Origin of the sequence: Aquitalea pelogenes (genome assembly GCF_001515305.1) — a bacterium.
GTDB classification, from domain to species: domain Bacteria; phylum Pseudomonadota; class Gammaproteobacteria; order Burkholderiales; family Chromobacteriaceae; genus Aquitalea; species Aquitalea pelogenes.
Window position 1 is genome coordinate 34,580 of sequence record NZ_LNQV01000017.1, and the last position, 14,675, is coordinate 49,254.

Here is a 14,675-nt window from a genome sequence, read left to right on the forward strand (position 1 = left end):
GACCGGCTGCAAGGAAGGGGTGAGAACCAAGCAGATGACGCTTCCCTACGCCGGGATTAACCGGGTCAGGTTCCAAGGGTATTTCTCACCCGTGCAACATGAAGCGGCAACATTCCACAATCAGACTGGATATGGACACCACAACACAGCGCACAGGACCCCTAGCGATGCTGTGAAGGTAAGGTAAATGTGGGATAATCGCAAGTTATCGTCATGACACGCTGTCCGGGCGGCCGGTTTTTCGGGATACCGATTGACTGCTGCTGGCAGCCAGCCCTTCGGAGTAAGCTGATGGATTTTGAAAATGCCCGTTTCAACATGGTCGAGCAGCAGATTCGTCCGTGGGACGTACTTGACCCCAAGATTCTGGACCTGCTGTTTCACGTGAAACGCGAAGATTTCGTCGCTGCCGACAAGCGCCAGCTGGCCTTTGTCGACACCGAACTGCCGCTGCCCAATGGCGGCAAGATGCTGCAACCGAAGCTGGAAGCACGTCTGGCACAGGATGTCGCCGTACAGCCGCAAGACAAGATTCTGGAAGTCGGCACGCGCGGCTCGTCGTGACCGCCTCTCTTGGCCAAGCCTGGGCCGGCCCACGTATATAGCGTCGAGATTAATGCCGCCACCCGCGAAGCGCTGCCGCCAACCTGAAAAAAGCCGGCATCGGCAATGTCACCCTGGTGGAAGGCAACGGCCTGGATGGCCTGAAGGAACAAGCCCCGTTCGACGTGATCGTGGTGGGTGGTTCGCTGCCGGTGGTGCCGGAAACCCTGAAAGCCCAGCTGGCCGTCGGTGGCCGCATGATTGTGGTGGTGGGTGACCTGCCGGCCATGAGCTGCAAGCTGATCAAGCGCGTCAGCGAAAGCGGCTTCAGCGAAACCAATCTGTTCGAAACCTGTATTTCCCGTCTGGCCAAGGCTGAAGCCATCGAGCCGGAACGTTTCGTATTCTGATGATTCGCGAAATCTCCGCCCGCGACCTGGCCGCCTGGCGCGCCGACAGCACGGCAGCACAGCCGTTGTTGCTGGATGTGCGCGAGGACTGGGAAGTGCAGCTGGCCAGCATTGCCGGTTCGCTGCACATCCCGATGAACCTGATTCCGCTGCGCATGAGCGAACTGCCGGATGACCAGCCTATTGTCACCGTCTGCCATCATGGCGTACGCAGCTTCCAGGTTGGCCTGTATCTGGCCAATGCCGGTTTCGAACAGGTGCTGAGCCTGCAAGGCGGCGTCGAAGCCTGGGCCAATGATGTAGACCCGGGCATGGCGCATTACTGAGCCGGACAGTCCGGTACAGACAGCAGCAACAGATCGCAGCACAAGCAAGCCATTCCTGCCAGCGGGAATGGCTTTTGTTTTGGAACCGGCCGCCGTTTGCCACATCCAAACCGGCAATCAACCGACAAAATGGAATCCGTTTTGAGTCAGCAATCCCTCCCCTATCTTGCTCCGGCCCTGGCCCCGGTACACCCGGCCTGGGAAGCCGTCCTCAATACGCCGGACATCTTTGCCCGCCTGCGCCAGATCGACCAGCAACTGCAACAGCAAGCCAGTCAGGGCAAAACGCTGTTTCCGCCGCAGCCGCTCATTTTCAACAGCCTGCGCACCATGGCGCCGGCTGACATCAAGGTGGTGATTCTGGGGCAGGACCCTTATCACGGAGCAGGAGAAGCCATGGGCCTGTCCTTTTCGGTTCCGCCCGGCGTGCGTATTCCGCCCAGCCTGCGCAATATTTACAAGGAACTGGTGGCAGACCTGGGTGGCGGCATGCCGGCCAGTGGCGACCTGACCCACTGGGCCGAACAGGGCGTACTGTTGCTTAACAGCGTGCTGACCGTGGAAATGGACAAGGCAGGCAGCCATGGCAAGCTGGGCTGGCAGGCCATCACCGACGCGCTGATTGATGCGGTCAACCAGCAAAACCCCGGCTGTGTATTCTTGCTATGGGGCAACTGGGCACAGACCAAGGCCGAGCGGATTGATACCGGCCGCCACCTGGTGCTGACTGCAGCGCACCCTTCTCCGCTATCCGCCAGCCGAGGCTTTCACGGCTGTCGGCATTTCTCGCAGGTCAATGCCTGGCTGGCTGCCCATGGCCGCGACACCATCCGCTGGATGCCCGCCAGCAGCCAGAACAGCCTGTTCTGATACGGAATGGCTGCAGGGTTGCCCAGCACAACCTTGCAGCGCAAAACCCGGCTTTTCAGCCAGTCAGCATTGCCCTAAGCTAGCAAGGGTCATCTTCCTCCCCGCCGCCCATCGTGGATATTTTCTTTCTGTTTGTACTGATTGTGCTGAATGGCGCCTTTGCCATGTCTGAAATTGCGATTGTTTCTTCGCGCAAGATCCGCCTGCAGCAATGGGCAGAAGAAGGGCGTCGCGGGGCTCGCTCGGCACTGCGTCTGGCAGAGGAACCCACCCGTTTCCTGTCAACGGTACAGATCGGCATCACCAGCATCAGCATTTTCTCCGGCGTGTACGGTGAAGCGGCGCTGTCCGAACATTTGCAGGACTGGCTGGAGATGAACCTGCCGCAGCTGCATGCCTATAACAAGCCGCTGTCCGTAGCACTGATGGTGGCCGCCATCACCGCCTTGTCGCTGGTGTTTGGCGAGCTGGTGCCCAAGCGGCTGGCCATGCTGAACCCGGAAGGCATCGCCAGCACCCTGGCCCCGCCCATGCTGCTGCTCTCGCGCCTGGCTGCCCCGCTGGTGCGCTTGCTGTCACGGCTGACCGACACCCTGCTGCGACTGATCGGCGCGCGCAAGAGCAATGAACCCTCCATTACCGAAGAAGAAATCCGGGTGCTGATGGAACAGGGTGCGGACGAAGGCATTTTCGACCGTGCCGAGCAGGAGCTGGTGGAAAACATCTTCCGGCTGGACGATCGCAAGGTTGCCGCGGTGATGACCCCGCGCAAGGACATCGTTTCCATTGATATCGAAGACCAGCAACACGACAACCGCCAGCTGCTGATATCGCACGCTTACAGCCATTTCCCGGTGTGCAAGGGCGGCATGGAACATGTGCTGGGCATTCTGGACACCAAACGCATGCTGGACCGGGTACTGGCCGGGCAAAGCGTGGATTTCATTGCCGACCTGCAAATACCGCTCTACGTTCCGGCCACGGTAACGCTGATGCAGCTGATGGAACAGTTCCGTCTGGCCCACACCCATCTGGCACTGGTGGTGGACGAATACGGCGAACTGGAAGGCCTGGTCACCATGAATGATGTGCTGGAAACAGTGGTGGGCGATTTGCCTTCCATCCATGCCGATGGTGAAGACGACGAGATCGTGCGGCGCGAGGATGGCAGCTATCTGGTGGATGGCATGGTGACGCTGGACAGCTTCCGCCAGTATTTTGAGGTTGATCAGTCACTGCCGGGAGAAGACACCGGCAATATCCACACGCTGGGCGGCGTGATGATGTTCCAGCTGGGCCGGGTACCATCAGCGGCAGACCGCTTTGACTGGCAAGGCTTCAGTTTTGAAGTGATGGACATGGACAAGACCCGGGTGGACAAAATCCTCGTCAGCCGGCTGCCCTCCAGCCGCCTGGAGCAGAACGACAACTAAGAAAGTGAAAAACCGCCCGAGGGCGGTTTTTTATTGACCGGGCTGCGGTTCCAGACGCTTGCGGTAGCGCTCGGTCCACAAGAACAACAGCGGATTGAGCAGAATGGACAGAATGGCCCCGGCCAGAATCAGCGAATGGCTGTGTTCGTTCATCAGACCCAGCGCAATACCCAGCCCGGCCAGAATGAAAGAAAACTCGCCAATCTGCGCCAGGCTGGCGGCAATGGTAAGCGCCGTGGCCGGGCTACGGCCAAACAGGCGCACGATGCCATACGCCCCCAGCGATTTACCCACCACGATGATCAGCAGCGTTCCCAGCACTTCCCAGAAGTTATGCAGCAATACCGACGGGTTGAGCAGCATGCCGACCGAGACAAAAAACAGCACGGAGAAAGCGTCGCGCAGCGGCAGTGATTCTTCGGCCGCACGATGGCTCAGTGGCGATTCGGCCAGCACCATGCCGGCAAAGAATGCGCCCAGCGCAAACGACACATCAAACAGCAAGGACGCGCCGTAGGCCACACCCAGTGCGGTGGACAAGACGGCGAGGCGAAACAGTTCGCGGCTGCCGGTGTAGACAATGCGCTCCAGCATCCATGGCAAAAAACGTCGGCCAAACACCAGCATCAGCGCGACAAAGGCCGCCACCTTGCCCAGCGTCAGCAGGATGGTCCACAACACTGCGCTGCCGCTGATCACCGTATCCGCGCCCTTGCCACCCAGCACGCCGGCAAAGATGGGCAGCAACACCAGCGTCAGCACCATCACCAGGTCTTCCACCACCAGCCAGCCAATGGCGATCTTGCCATCGTCAGTCTGTTCCAGATTCTTTTCCTGCAAGGCCTTGAGCAATACCACCGTGCTGGCGGTGGACAGCGCCAGGCCAAACACCACACCCTCCCCCACAGGCCAGCCCAGCAGCTGGGACATGCCCAGCCCCAGTACGGTGGCCAGCAGGATCTGCCCGATGGCACCGGGCAGTGCAATGGTTTTTACCGCCAGCAAGTCTCGGACCGAAAAATGCAAACCCACACCGAACATCAGCAAAATCACGCCCATCTCCGCCAATTGTGGTGCGATCTGGCTGTCCGCAGTAAAACCAGGGGTGAACGGACCGGCCACGATGCCGGCACACAGATAGCCGATCAGCGGCGGCAAACGCAGGCGGAAGGCCAGCGTGCCCAGCATGAAGGCAAATACCAGACTGCCGACAATGGTGGCAATCAGGGGTGAATGATGAAGCATGGCTCAGCCCTCCATTCCAGTTTCAATGCATGACAGATTGCCGGAATATCGATGTAGTTCCACTTAATATCAAAATTTCAGCAAAATATTAAAATTAACTTATTTTGCATAAAATTTCATGTTGGCAGTTTGTCTGCCAGTCCGCGCTTATCCTTGTGAATTCATCCACTTGTAGCGGATTTTCCAGCATGGAAAGGCTCTGGTAACAAAACAAGCAGCATGCAGTCATGCGGACATGTCATCCTGCCTTGTCCAGCTCCCTTCTGCCCCTGTCATTGCATGCGCTGCGGTTTGCAGCACCCGGGTGGGAGCGTATGCTCTGAGCACTTGCAATCCCCTTCAATCCCCATCTTTCCAGCCCCGGAGCCTGCATGCGTTGCCCTGCCGTGTTGATGTTGTTGCCCGCCCTGCTTTGCTGCCAGTCGGTATTTGCCGACGAACCCGTACACAGCATGACACTGAGCCTGGACGGCAACCTGTACCAGACGGATGCCGGCACCGGCAGCAAGCTGCAACCCTCGTTGTCGCTACGCCACGATACCGCCTATGGCAGCCTGTTCGTGCAACAAGGTGAAGCCGGGCTGGGCCTGCCCGCGCCGGGCGGCTGGATGACGCTGGCAGCCGCCAATGAAAGCCAGTGGGAGCTGGGGGCCAATTCCAGCCACTGGATGGGTGTGCTGCGCTATGGTGTGGATCTGCCGCAGGATGGCTCGCTGTCCATCGGCTATGCCGACAGGCTGGGCAATAGCAGTCCGGGCAAGATGCTGCTGATGAATCTGGATCTCACCCTGGGCAACTGGCGCAACCAGCGCATCAGCCTGCTGGGCTGGGCCAGCTTGGCCAACACACAACGGGCACAAAGCCTGGGGCACCAGGCCGTTGGTGGTGGCTGGCATCTGGAACAAAGCAATCTGCTGCTGATGCTGAACCACCCGTTCAACCCGCGCTGGTCGCTGGATGTGGGTGCAGGCTCACGCTGGATGGCAGATCAACAGGCCAGCCACAGCGCGGGCTGGCAAGCGGTACTCGGCATCAACTGCAAGTTGTACTGAGCACGGCTCGCAATATGGCGTCAGCGGGGCTACAAGCGCCTGCCACACACCGTACTCATGCGGGAACCACTCCAGCGTCGTTCCGGGTCGGCAAAACTCTCTAGCTCCTGTAAACCCGCCTTCTGCATCATGCCGGCCGAGCCGGCATTTTGCTGATGCCTGTCCGCACACAGCCAGCGACAGCCTTGCTGGCGCAATACCTCACATACCATCAGCAACAAACGGCTGCCCAGGCCCTGACCGGCCGCCTCACGGCTTACCACCGCTTCAATCAGAAAAGCAGCCTCGCTGGCTGCGATGTCAGCCGGACGATGTGCCGGGTAGGCGTCAGAGCGGTCAAACAGCATCACCGCCAGCAACTGGCCCTGCTGTTCTGCCAGCAAGCCTTGTACGGTTCCGCTGGCCAGGCCGGACAGTGTCTGCTCCACCCCCTGTTGCGGCAGGTAGTTCCAGTCATTCGGGCCATGGCTCATGATCAATTGCAGTAATGCAGCCTGATCGGCAGGCTGGGCCGCACGAATTTGCATGTTTTTCCCCTCATCGATGCCCTGTGCCATGCAGTTTCCTGCTTCAACAGCGCAGAAAGGCCGTTTGCCGCCTTCCTGTGCTGTCAGCAGCTCATTATTGGTCTGAACGCTCAGAACGGCTTAAAACTGTGTTCATGCCCCGGCATGGTCATGTAACTGCACCTGACAGGCGGTGATTCAGTATTTTTTGCCCAGCCGGTGCAACTCATTGAGCTTGGCGTATTTGATATAGCTGTTGAAGCAACCAATGCTGATGTGGACAAGTCCGGGCAAACCGTCCAGAAAACCACGGCGTACCAGGTAAAACTTGGTAAAGCGCAACAGCGGGCTGAACACCAGCTTGCTCCATCCCGCCTTTTTCCCGCGCTTATACAGCATTTCGGCTTGCAAACTGGTGTAGCGATTCTGCTTGGTAAGGTAAAGCGCAATGTCCTCGCCCGATTCGTGCATCAGGTCGCCGGACAGTTTTTCCACAGTGCCATCGCACTGCACGTACTCATGCACCACATCATCCGACCAGCGTGCCTGACGTCGGTCAAACAGCCGCAAGCTCCAGTCCGGATAACCTTCTCCATGCTTCAGAAAACGACCCATGAAACGGTTGCTGCGGGCAAAACGGTAGGCAGCGGCCTGTGGATTGTTCAGTATCTGTTTGATTTGATTGGTCAATTCTGCTGATGGCCATTCGTCTGCATCCAGACACAATACCCAGTCATGGCTGGCAGCCTGTACGGCAAATTGCTTCTGGGGACCGAATCCCAGCCAGTCCTGGTGGATAACTTTGCCTTATAGGCAGAAGCTATCACCACGGTTTCATCTGTACTGCCTGAATCCACCACCACGATTTCGTCTGCCCATTGCACGCTGGCCAGTGTTTTTTCCAGTTGTGCAGCTGCATTTTTGGTGATGAGTACAACGCTGAGCGGCTCTCGCATCTTTTCTTGTTATTCCCATATGTATATGGAAGAAACTGGTAGAAGAAGGTCATTTGTTGTGGATAACCTTGTTTTTACCAGTCTGTTCAATGATTTAGGCTACTGCAAAAGGTGTTGAACAGCGCATTGTGCTGTCCATGACGGTTTGTGGATAACTTGTCGTCCAGTCTGAAAACCCGGTTTATCCACATGCTGTCAGCCGCATGCCCATGCCACCCTGTGAGCAGGCATTTTTGTGCTGCTTCCCTTATTTATCTTAAACCGAATTTTATTATGAAGAGACTAATGAGAGGAGAGCGTTTCTGTTGATAACCCGGAAAAACCCATGTTCTGTCAGTAGTTTGCCTTGTTGATGGCACTGGGATTAATCAGGCTGGCCACACGGTGGCAGATTGTGGATAAATCAGCACATTTTTATTCACAGGCGTTTATCCACAATACTTGCCTGTGGATTCAGCCAGCTTAATCACAACGGTTTGGCGCAAGCTTCGGTTACAATGCGCGCCATGATGAACGTACTGATCGTGCGTACCTCGTCGATGGGCGACCTTATCCACACCTGGCCTGCCATTACCGAGCTGAAAACGCACTACCCCAACCTTCGTATCAGCTGGCTGGCCGAAGAAAACTTTGCCGACATCCCGCGTTTGCACCCGGCGGTGGAGCAGGTTATTCCCATGGCATGGCGTCGCTGGCGCAAGCGCCTGTTTGCGGCGGAAACCCGGGCGGAAATGAAGGCGGTTTATCAACAGCTGCAAGCCACACAGTGGGATCTGGTGGTGGATTGCCAGGGCCTGTTGAAAAGTGCCATTCCAGCCAAGCTCAGCCGTGGCCCGCTGGCCGGTTACGACCGTCACAGCATCCGCGAACCCTTGGCCTGCCTGTTGTACGACAAGACCCACCGGGTGGACTGGTCCTTGTCTGCGGTGGAACGCTGCCGTTTGCTGCTGGCCAAGGTGTTTGGCTACCAGCCGGAAGGCAGCCCGCGTTTTGGCGTACCGGCGGCAGCCCGTCCAGACTGGTTGCCGCAAGGCGAATACGCGGTGCTGCTGCATGCCACCAGCCGTGCATCCAAGGAATGGCCGGAACAACACTGGATTGCGCTGGGTGAAAAACTTGCAGCACAACATGGCCTGCAACTGATCATTCCCTGGGGCAATGCTGCCGAACAGCAAAGGGCACAGCGCCTGGCCGCGGCCATGCCGCAGGCCATGGTGGCACCACGCATGGACCTGATCGAAGCCTGTGGCTTGCTCGGCCATGCCCGCGCTGTCATCGGCGTGGATACCGGCCTGTGTCATCTGGCCAATGCGCTGAATGTGCCGCTGGTGGCCATTTATACCGATACCGACCCAAGCAAGACCGGCGTGGTGGAAACCGCCTGGGCGACCAATCTGGGCAATATCGGCCAGTGCCCGACGGTGGAAGCGGTGTATCAGGCATTGCTGGCGCGCAAGGACATGCAATGAACTGGCGGCGCGGCTTGTATTCCATGCTGTGGTGGGCTGCCACGCCGCTGATTCGCCATTATCTGAAAAAACGCGCACGCAAGGCACCGGCCTATCTGCAGCACTGGGACGAACGTTTCGGCCAGGCGACTCAGCCGCGGACGACCGGGGCCATCTGGATTCACGCGGTATCGGTGGGCGAAACCCGTGCCGCCCTGCCGCTGATCCAGGCCATTCGCCAGCACTGGCCGGATGCGCCGCTGCTGCTCACCCAGATGACCCCCACCGGGCGCGATACCGCCTGCCAGCTCTACCCCGATGCCGAAGTGCGTTATCTGCCCTACGACTATCCCGGTGCGGTGCGGGATTTTCTGGCCGTATGGCAGCCACGCTTTGGCGTGCTGATGGAAACCGAACTGTGGCCCAATCTGCTGCATGCGGCGCGCCAGCAAGGCGTGCCGGTTTTCCTGGCCAATGCGCGGCTGTCGGAAAAATCGCTGCGTGGCTATCGCCGCATTCAGGGGCTGATTGGCCCGGCCTTGCGTGATTTGACGGCCATTGCTGCGCAAAGCCAGCAGGATGCCGAACGTTTGCAGCAATTGGGCGCTGTTTCCCCGCAAGTCTGTGGCAATACCAAGTACGATTTCACCCCGCCAGCCGCCATGGCCGAACTGGCAGCGCAGTTTCGCCTGCGCATTGGCAGCCGCCCGGTATTCATTTGCGCCAGTACGCGCGATGGCGAGGAACAGCTGATCCTGCAGGCCTGGCAACAGGCCGAGGTGGGCAATACCCTGCTGCTGCTGGTGCCGCGTCACCCGGAACGCTTCGACAGCGTTGCCGCGCTGGCACAGGACATGGGCTTTGCCGTGCAACGGCGTAGTGACAACAGCAAGATTGCTGCCGCTACCCGCGTGTGGCTGGGCGACAGCATGGGCGAGCTGTTTGCCTACTATGGTTGTGCCGATGTGGCTTTTGTCGGTGGCAGCCTGCTGCCATTGGGTGGGCAGAACCTGATCGAGCCCGCCAGCCTCGGCCTGCCGGTCTTGTTTGGCCCGTCCATGTTCAACTTTGCCCAGGCCAGTGAATTGGCGCTGGAGGCTGGCGCTGCCTGGCAAGTGGCAGACGCTGCGGCTCTGGTGCAGCAGGTGCTGGGCCTGTTGCAGGACGACGCCCGCCGTCAGCAGATGCACAGTGCCGCGCTGGCGTTTACCGCGGCGCACCGTGGTGCCAGCAAGCGTATTGTCCAGTTACTGCAGGCGCATCTGCCTGCCTGATACCGCGGCCCGGCCATGGGCCGCTGTTGCCTGCCCGCCACGGCGGGCCAGCCATTTCCTGTCCTGCATCAATCATTACCGAATATTGCTTTGCCATTTTTATACACATGTATAAATTGGCAGCATGAACAGCGAAACAGCTTCTCATCCCACCCGTAGCCTGCTGCTGCAACATGGCTTGCAGCACTTGCGTCAGCATGGCCTGCGCCAGTTGACCGTACGGGGCATCTGCCAGCAGGCCGGGGTCAATCCCGGTGGTTTTGTCTATCACTTTGGCAACCGCCAGCACTATGTCAGCACCCTGCTGGAGCTGTGGTACGCGCCCTTGTACCGGCAATTGCAGGACAGCCTGCAGCAGCAGGGCGAACCCTTGAGCCGCCTGTCGGCCATGCTGCTGCAGCTGGTGGCTTTTGCCAAAGCCGAGGGCGGGGTGATCAGCCAGTTGCTGCTGGATGCCGGCGCGGGCGAGGTGGCCGCGGTGGAATTCATCCGCAATCTGGCACCACGTCATCCACAGTTGTTATTGCAATGCCTGAGCGAGGCGCAGCAGGCCGGTCAGCTGTGTCAGGCACCACCCTTGCACCAGCTGATGTATCTGATGTCGGCACTGGGTTTTCCGGTGTTGTTGCAACAGCTGAGCAGCGGCAAGCACATCCTGCCCACGCTGCTGGAGCAGGGTTTGGCCAGCTATGCGCTGGAACCGGAACATTTGCAGCAAAGATTGCACTGGGCCCTGAAAGGCCTCAGTGCCAGGGAGCTGGCGCAATGAACAAGAAACGCATGGTGGCGGGACTGCTGGTGTTGGGGCTGCTGGCCGCAGGTATCTGGCACTGGCAGCAGGGCAAGAATGGTGCTGAGCTGGTGCTGTCCGGCAATGTGGATATCCGCGAGGTGAATTTGTCTTTCCGCGTGGGTGGCCGCCTGCAGCAAGTGCTGGTGGACGAAGGCGCAACGGTGAAGGCCGGGCAGATTCTGGCCCGGCTGGACGATGCCCCGCAACGCAATGCCGTGGCCGATGCCGAAGCGGCACTCTCTGCACTCAAGGCCCGGCAGTCGCTGATGCACCAGGGGTATCGGGCGGAAGATGTGGCACAGGCCCGCGCCACGCTGGATGCCCGCCAGGCCGTGCTGACCGATGCCAATGCTGCCTGGCAGCGGCAACAGGAACTGGCCGGCAGCGGTGCCGCAGCGGTGAAGGCGCTGGATGCCGCCCGCTCCGCTCGCGAGCAGGCACAAGCGCAGTATCAGGCCGCGCAACAGCAATACCAGGCACTGAGCAAGGGCTACCGGCCGCAGGAAGTGGCCGAAGTGGACGCCAATGTGAAACGGGCCGAGGCCCAGCTGGCCAGCGCCAAGTTGCAACTGGCCGATACCGTGCTGAGTGCACCGTCGGACGGCATCATCCTCACCCGCGTGCTGGAGCCGGGCAGCATGCTGGCCGCCGGAGCCAGCACCTTGACCCTGTCGCTCACCCGGCCGGTGTGGGTGCGGGCCTATGTAGGCGAAACCCAGCTGGGCCAGACCCAGCCGGGACGCAAGGTGTGGGTTTATCGCGATGGCCGCAGCCAGCCCTATGCCGCCGTGGTGGGCTTTGTCTCGCCCACGGCGGAATTCACCCCCAAGAATGTGGAAACCGCCGACCTGCGTACCGCGCAGGTTTACCGCCTGCGCGTCATCATCTCCCAGCCGGATGCCGCCTTGCGTCAGGGCATGCCGGTGACGGTGAAGCTGGCCCGGCCATGAGTACGGCAGACAGCGATATCGCCATCCGCCTGCGCGCGCTGGGCCATGCCTTTGCCGGCCGCCCGGCCCTGCATGCGCTGGATGCCGACATCCGCCGTGGCATCATCACCGGGCTGGTGGGGCCGGATGGTGCCGGCAAGACTACCCTGCTGCGGCTGATGGCCGGCCTGCTCAAGCCTGACAGCGGCAGCTTGCAGGTGGAAGGGCTGGACCCGGTGACGGCGGGTGACGCACTGCGTACACAACTGGGCTATATGCCGCAAAAATTCGGCCTGTACGAAGACCTTACCGTGCTGGAAAACCTCACCCTGTATGCCGATCTGCGTGGCGTCACCGGCGCGGTGCGGGAGGAAAGTTTTCAGCGCCTGCTGGCCTTTACCGATCTGGCCCGTTTTACCGAGCGGCTGGCCGGCAAATTGTCCGGCGGCATGAAACAGAAACTGGGCCTGGCCTGCACCCTGCTGGGTTCGCCGCGCATCCTGTTGCTGGACGAACCCTGTGTCGGGGTGGACCCCATCTCACGCCGCGAGCTGTGGCGCATGGTCAGCAGTCTGGCCGATGGCGGCATGGCGGTGCTGTGGAGTACCTCGTATCTGGACGAGGCCGAGCTGTGCGGCGAAGTATTGCTGATGCACGAAGGCCGCCTGCAATACAGCGGCAGCCCGCAGGCGCTGATGGACAGCATGCAGGGCCGCAGCCTGCTGTTGCAGGGCATTGCCGGCAACCGTCGTCAGGTATTGCGCCGTGCACTGCGTTGCCCGCAGGTGATAGACGGTGCGCTGCAAGGCCACGCGGTGCGGCTGGTGCTGCGCACGGCAGGCGAGCTGCCGGATCTTGCCAGTCTGGATGCCGGGCCGGATGCCAGCCTGCAGGCGGTCAAACCACGGCTGGAAGATGCCTTCATCGATTTGCTGGGTGGCGGGCCTGGGGGCGATTCACCGCTGGCCGAACACATGCCGCCAGCGCGATTGCCGGGCGGGGTGGATGCCGACGCCGTCATCGTGGCGGAACAGCTCACCCGCCGCTTTGGTGATTTTGTCGCCACCGACCATGTGAATTTCCGCATCCGCCGTGGGGAAATCTTCGGCCTGCTCGGCCCCAATGGCGCAGGTAAATCCACCACCTTCAAGATGATGTGCGGCCTGTTGCCGGTGAGCAGCGGTGCTGCGCGGGTGATGGGGCTGGACCTGAAAAAATCCGCCAGCCAGGCGCGGCAGCAAATCGGTTACATGGCGCAGAAATTCGCCCTGTACAGCAACCTCAGCGTGGCGCAGAACCTCGAGTTTTTCTCCGGCATCTACGGCCTGTCCGGTGTGCGCCAGCGGGAGGCAGTGGCCGACATGGTGCGGGTGTTTGCCTTGCAGCCGTTTCTGGCCATGAATGCCGGCGAACTGCCGCTGGGTTTCAAGCAGCGGCTGGCACTGGCCTGCGCGCTGATGCACCAGCACCGCTGCTGTTTCTGGACGAACCGACGTCGGGGGTGGACCCGGTCAGCCGCCGCGAATTCTGGAGCCATATCAACAGCCTGGTGGACAAGGGCGTCACGGTGATGGTGACCACCCACTTCATGGACGAAGCCGAATATTGCGACCGCATCGGCCTGGTGTATCGCGGCCGCATGATCGCCAGTGGCACGCCGGATGAACTCAAGGCCATGGTGATCAGTACCGATCTGCCCGACCCCAGTATGGAAGACGCCTTCATCGCGCTGGTGGAGCGTGACGACCGCTTGCGGGAGGCCACATGAGTATCAGCCTGCGCCGCCTTGCTGCGCTGTGCCGCAAGGAAAGCTACCAGATCGTGCGCGACCCCAGCAGCATCCTGATTGCCTTCGTGCTGCCGGTGCTGCTGCTGTTCATCTACGGCTACGGCATCAATCTGGATGCCAACCGGGTGCGTCTGGGCATCGTGCAGCAGGATGGCGGCGCAGAAGCCAGTCGTCTGGTGCAAACGCTGCAAGCCTCGCCCTATATCGCCGCCAGCTTGTCCACCTCCGAGTCCGCCATGCGTCAGCAATTGCAGCTGGGCGAGGTGCGCGGGGTAGTGATTGTGCGCAGCGATTTCTCCGCCAGGGTCAGGCAGGGACAGGGTGCTGCCACCATCCAGTTGCTGACCGACGGGGCCGAGCCCAATACCGCCAATTTTGTTGCCAGCTATATGCAAGGGGTATTCCAGCTGTGGCTGAACCAGCGCCAGAGCGGCCAGCCGCCAGCGGCCACGCTGAGCGTGCAGCCGCGTTACTGGTTCAACCCTACTACTGTCAGCCGCAACTATCTGGTGCCCGGTTCCATCTCGGTCATCATGACCATCATCGGCGCGCTGCTTACCTCGCTGGTGGTGGCGCGCGAGTGGGAGCGCGGCACCATGGAGGCGCTGCTGTCCACCCCTGTCACACGGGCCGAGCTGCTGCTGTCCAAGATCATCCCCTACTACCTGCTGGGCATGGCCGCCATGAGCATGTGCGTGCTGGTGGCCACGCTGGTGATGGGCGTACCGCTGCGCGGTTCGCTGTGGGTGCTGTTTGTGGTTACCAGCCTGTTTCTGGGTAGCGCGCTGGGGCTGGGCCTGTTGCTGTCCACCACCACGCGCAACCAGTTCATTGCCGCGCAGTTTGCGCTGACCGCGGCCTTCCTGCCCGCCATCATGCTGTCCGGCTTTGTTTTTGAAATCCGCAGCATGCCGCTGGCGGTACAGGCGGTGACTTACCTGATTCCGGCGCGTTATTTTGTCAGCGCCTTGCAGACACTGTTCCAGGCTGGCGAAATCTGGCCGGTATTGCTGATCAACCTGCTGTTTCTGCTGCTGTCCGCCGCCTTCTGGCTGGGGCTGACCGCCTGGCGGACACCGCGCCGACTGGATGGCAACTGAG

15 protein-coding genes, 1 pseudogene and 1 riboswitch are annotated in these 14,675 nt (G+C 60.4%); of the genes and pseudogenes, 13 read left to right on the top strand and 3 right to left on the bottom strand.

What is annotated here, in order from left to right:
• Positions 1-25: 25 nt before the first annotated feature.
• Positions 26-173, bottom strand: a riboswitch (TPP riboswitch).
• Between the two features lie 118 nt (positions 174-291).
• The 5 genes from AWT75_RS23470 (at position 292) to AWT75_RS09285 (ending at position 3,582) form a co-directional block, all read left to right on the top strand.
• Positions 292-564 carry a protein-L-isoaspartate O-methyltransferase family protein gene (locus AWT75_RS23470; RefSeq protein ID WP_275575727.1) on the top strand — a complete coding sequence of 91 codons (273 nt, stop codon included), beginning with the start codon at positions 292-294 and terminating at the stop codon, positions 562-564.
• Between the two features lie 116 nt (positions 565-680).
• Positions 681-953: a protein-L-isoaspartate O-methyltransferase family protein gene (locus AWT75_RS23475; RefSeq protein WP_275575728.1), complete on the top strand. Its 273-nt coding sequence runs from the start codon at positions 681-683 to the stop codon at positions 951-953.
• Complete coding sequence (locus AWT75_RS09275) at positions 950-1,279, top strand: rhodanese-like domain-containing protein (protein ID WP_370302995.1); 330 nt, start codon at positions 950-952, stop codon at positions 1,277-1,279. The genes AWT75_RS23475 and AWT75_RS09275 overlap by 4 nt, the downstream gene beginning before the upstream one ends.
• Positions 1,280-1,420: 141 nt before the next feature.
• Positions 1,421-2,149 carry a uracil-DNA glycosylase gene (gene ung / locus AWT75_RS09280; protein ID WP_269429332.1) on the top strand — a complete coding sequence of 243 codons (729 nt, stop codon included), beginning with the start codon at positions 1,421-1,423 and terminating at the stop codon, positions 2,147-2,149.
• A 113-nt stretch (positions 2,150-2,262) separates the two neighbouring features.
• Positions 2,263-3,582: a hemolysin family protein gene (locus AWT75_RS09285; RefSeq protein ID WP_082086355.1), complete on the top strand. Its 1,320-nt coding sequence runs from the start codon at positions 2,263-2,265 to the stop codon at positions 3,580-3,582.
• Between the two features lie 30 nt (positions 3,583-3,612).
• Here AWT75_RS09285 and AWT75_RS09290 read toward each other — a convergent pair whose 3' ends face one another.
• On the bottom strand, positions 3,613-4,827 hold the full coding sequence (locus AWT75_RS09290) for a cation:proton antiporter domain-containing protein (RefSeq protein WP_052693845.1): 1,215 nt from the start codon (positions 4,825-4,827) through the stop codon (positions 3,613-3,615).
• Positions 4,828-5,198: 371 nt separating this feature from the next.
• Here AWT75_RS09290 and AWT75_RS09295 point away from each other — a divergent pair, with 371 nt between their 5' ends.
• Positions 5,199-5,879 (top strand): hypothetical protein, encoded by a 681-nt coding sequence (locus tag AWT75_RS09295; protein ID WP_062788966.1) that lies wholly within the window; start codon positions 5,199-5,201, stop codon positions 5,877-5,879.
• A gap of 29 nt (positions 5,880-5,908) precedes the next feature.
• Here the strand turns inward: AWT75_RS09295 and AWT75_RS09300 are convergent, their stop codons facing one another.
• Positions 5,909-6,406 carry a GNAT family N-acetyltransferase gene (locus AWT75_RS09300; RefSeq protein ID WP_062788996.1) on the bottom strand — a complete coding sequence of 166 codons (498 nt, stop codon included), beginning with the start codon at positions 6,404-6,406 and terminating at the stop codon, positions 5,909-5,911.
• Between the two features lie 177 nt (positions 6,407-6,583).
• Positions 6,584-7,341: pseudogene (locus tag AWT75_RS09305) on the bottom strand (glycosyltransferase family 2 protein).
• A gap of 509 nt (positions 7,342-7,850) precedes the next feature.
• Between AWT75_RS09305 and waaC the strand changes: the two are divergent.
• From waaC to AWT75_RS09335, 7 genes are all read left to right on the top strand, one after another.
• Positions 7,851-8,810 (top strand): lipopolysaccharide heptosyltransferase I, encoded by a 960-nt coding sequence (gene waaC, locus AWT75_RS09310; protein WP_193394074.1) that lies wholly within the window; start codon positions 7,851-7,853, stop codon positions 8,808-8,810.
• A complete protein-coding gene (gene waaA, locus AWT75_RS09315; RefSeq protein WP_062788967.1) occupies positions 8,807-10,063 on the top strand; it encodes a lipid IV(A) 3-deoxy-D-manno-octulosonic acid transferase in 1,257 nt (418 codons plus the stop codon). Before waaC ends, waaA begins: the two co-directional genes overlap by 4 nt.
• A 124-nt stretch (positions 10,064-10,187) precedes the next feature.
• Positions 10,188-10,832, top strand: a complete 645-nt coding sequence (locus AWT75_RS09320) for a TetR/AcrR family transcriptional regulator (RefSeq protein WP_062788968.1) — start codon at positions 10,188-10,190, stop codon at positions 10,830-10,832.
• The gene (hlyD, locus tag AWT75_RS09325) at positions 10,829-11,806 is read left to right on the top strand and encodes a secretion protein HlyD (protein WP_062788969.1); all 978 of its coding nucleotides are present in this window, start codon (positions 10,829-10,831) and stop codon (positions 11,804-11,806) included. Before AWT75_RS09320 ends, hlyD begins: the two co-directional genes overlap by 4 nt.
• Entirely contained in the window at positions 11,803-13,356 is a 1,554-nt protein-coding gene (locus AWT75_RS09330; protein ID WP_204376914.1) for an ATP-binding cassette domain-containing protein, read from the top strand. The genes hlyD and AWT75_RS09330 overlap by 4 nt, the downstream gene beginning before the upstream one ends.
• On the top strand, positions 13,356-13,553 hold the full coding sequence (locus AWT75_RS22130) for an ATP-binding cassette domain-containing protein (protein ID WP_204376915.1): 198 nt from the start codon (positions 13,356-13,358) through the stop codon (positions 13,551-13,553). The genes AWT75_RS09330 and AWT75_RS22130 overlap by 1 nt, the downstream gene beginning before the upstream one ends.
• Entirely contained in the window at positions 13,550-14,674 is a 1,125-nt protein-coding gene (locus AWT75_RS09335; protein WP_062788970.1) for an ABC transporter permease, read from the top strand. The genes AWT75_RS22130 and AWT75_RS09335 overlap by 4 nt, the downstream gene beginning before the upstream one ends.
• Position 14,675: the final 1 nt, after the last annotated feature.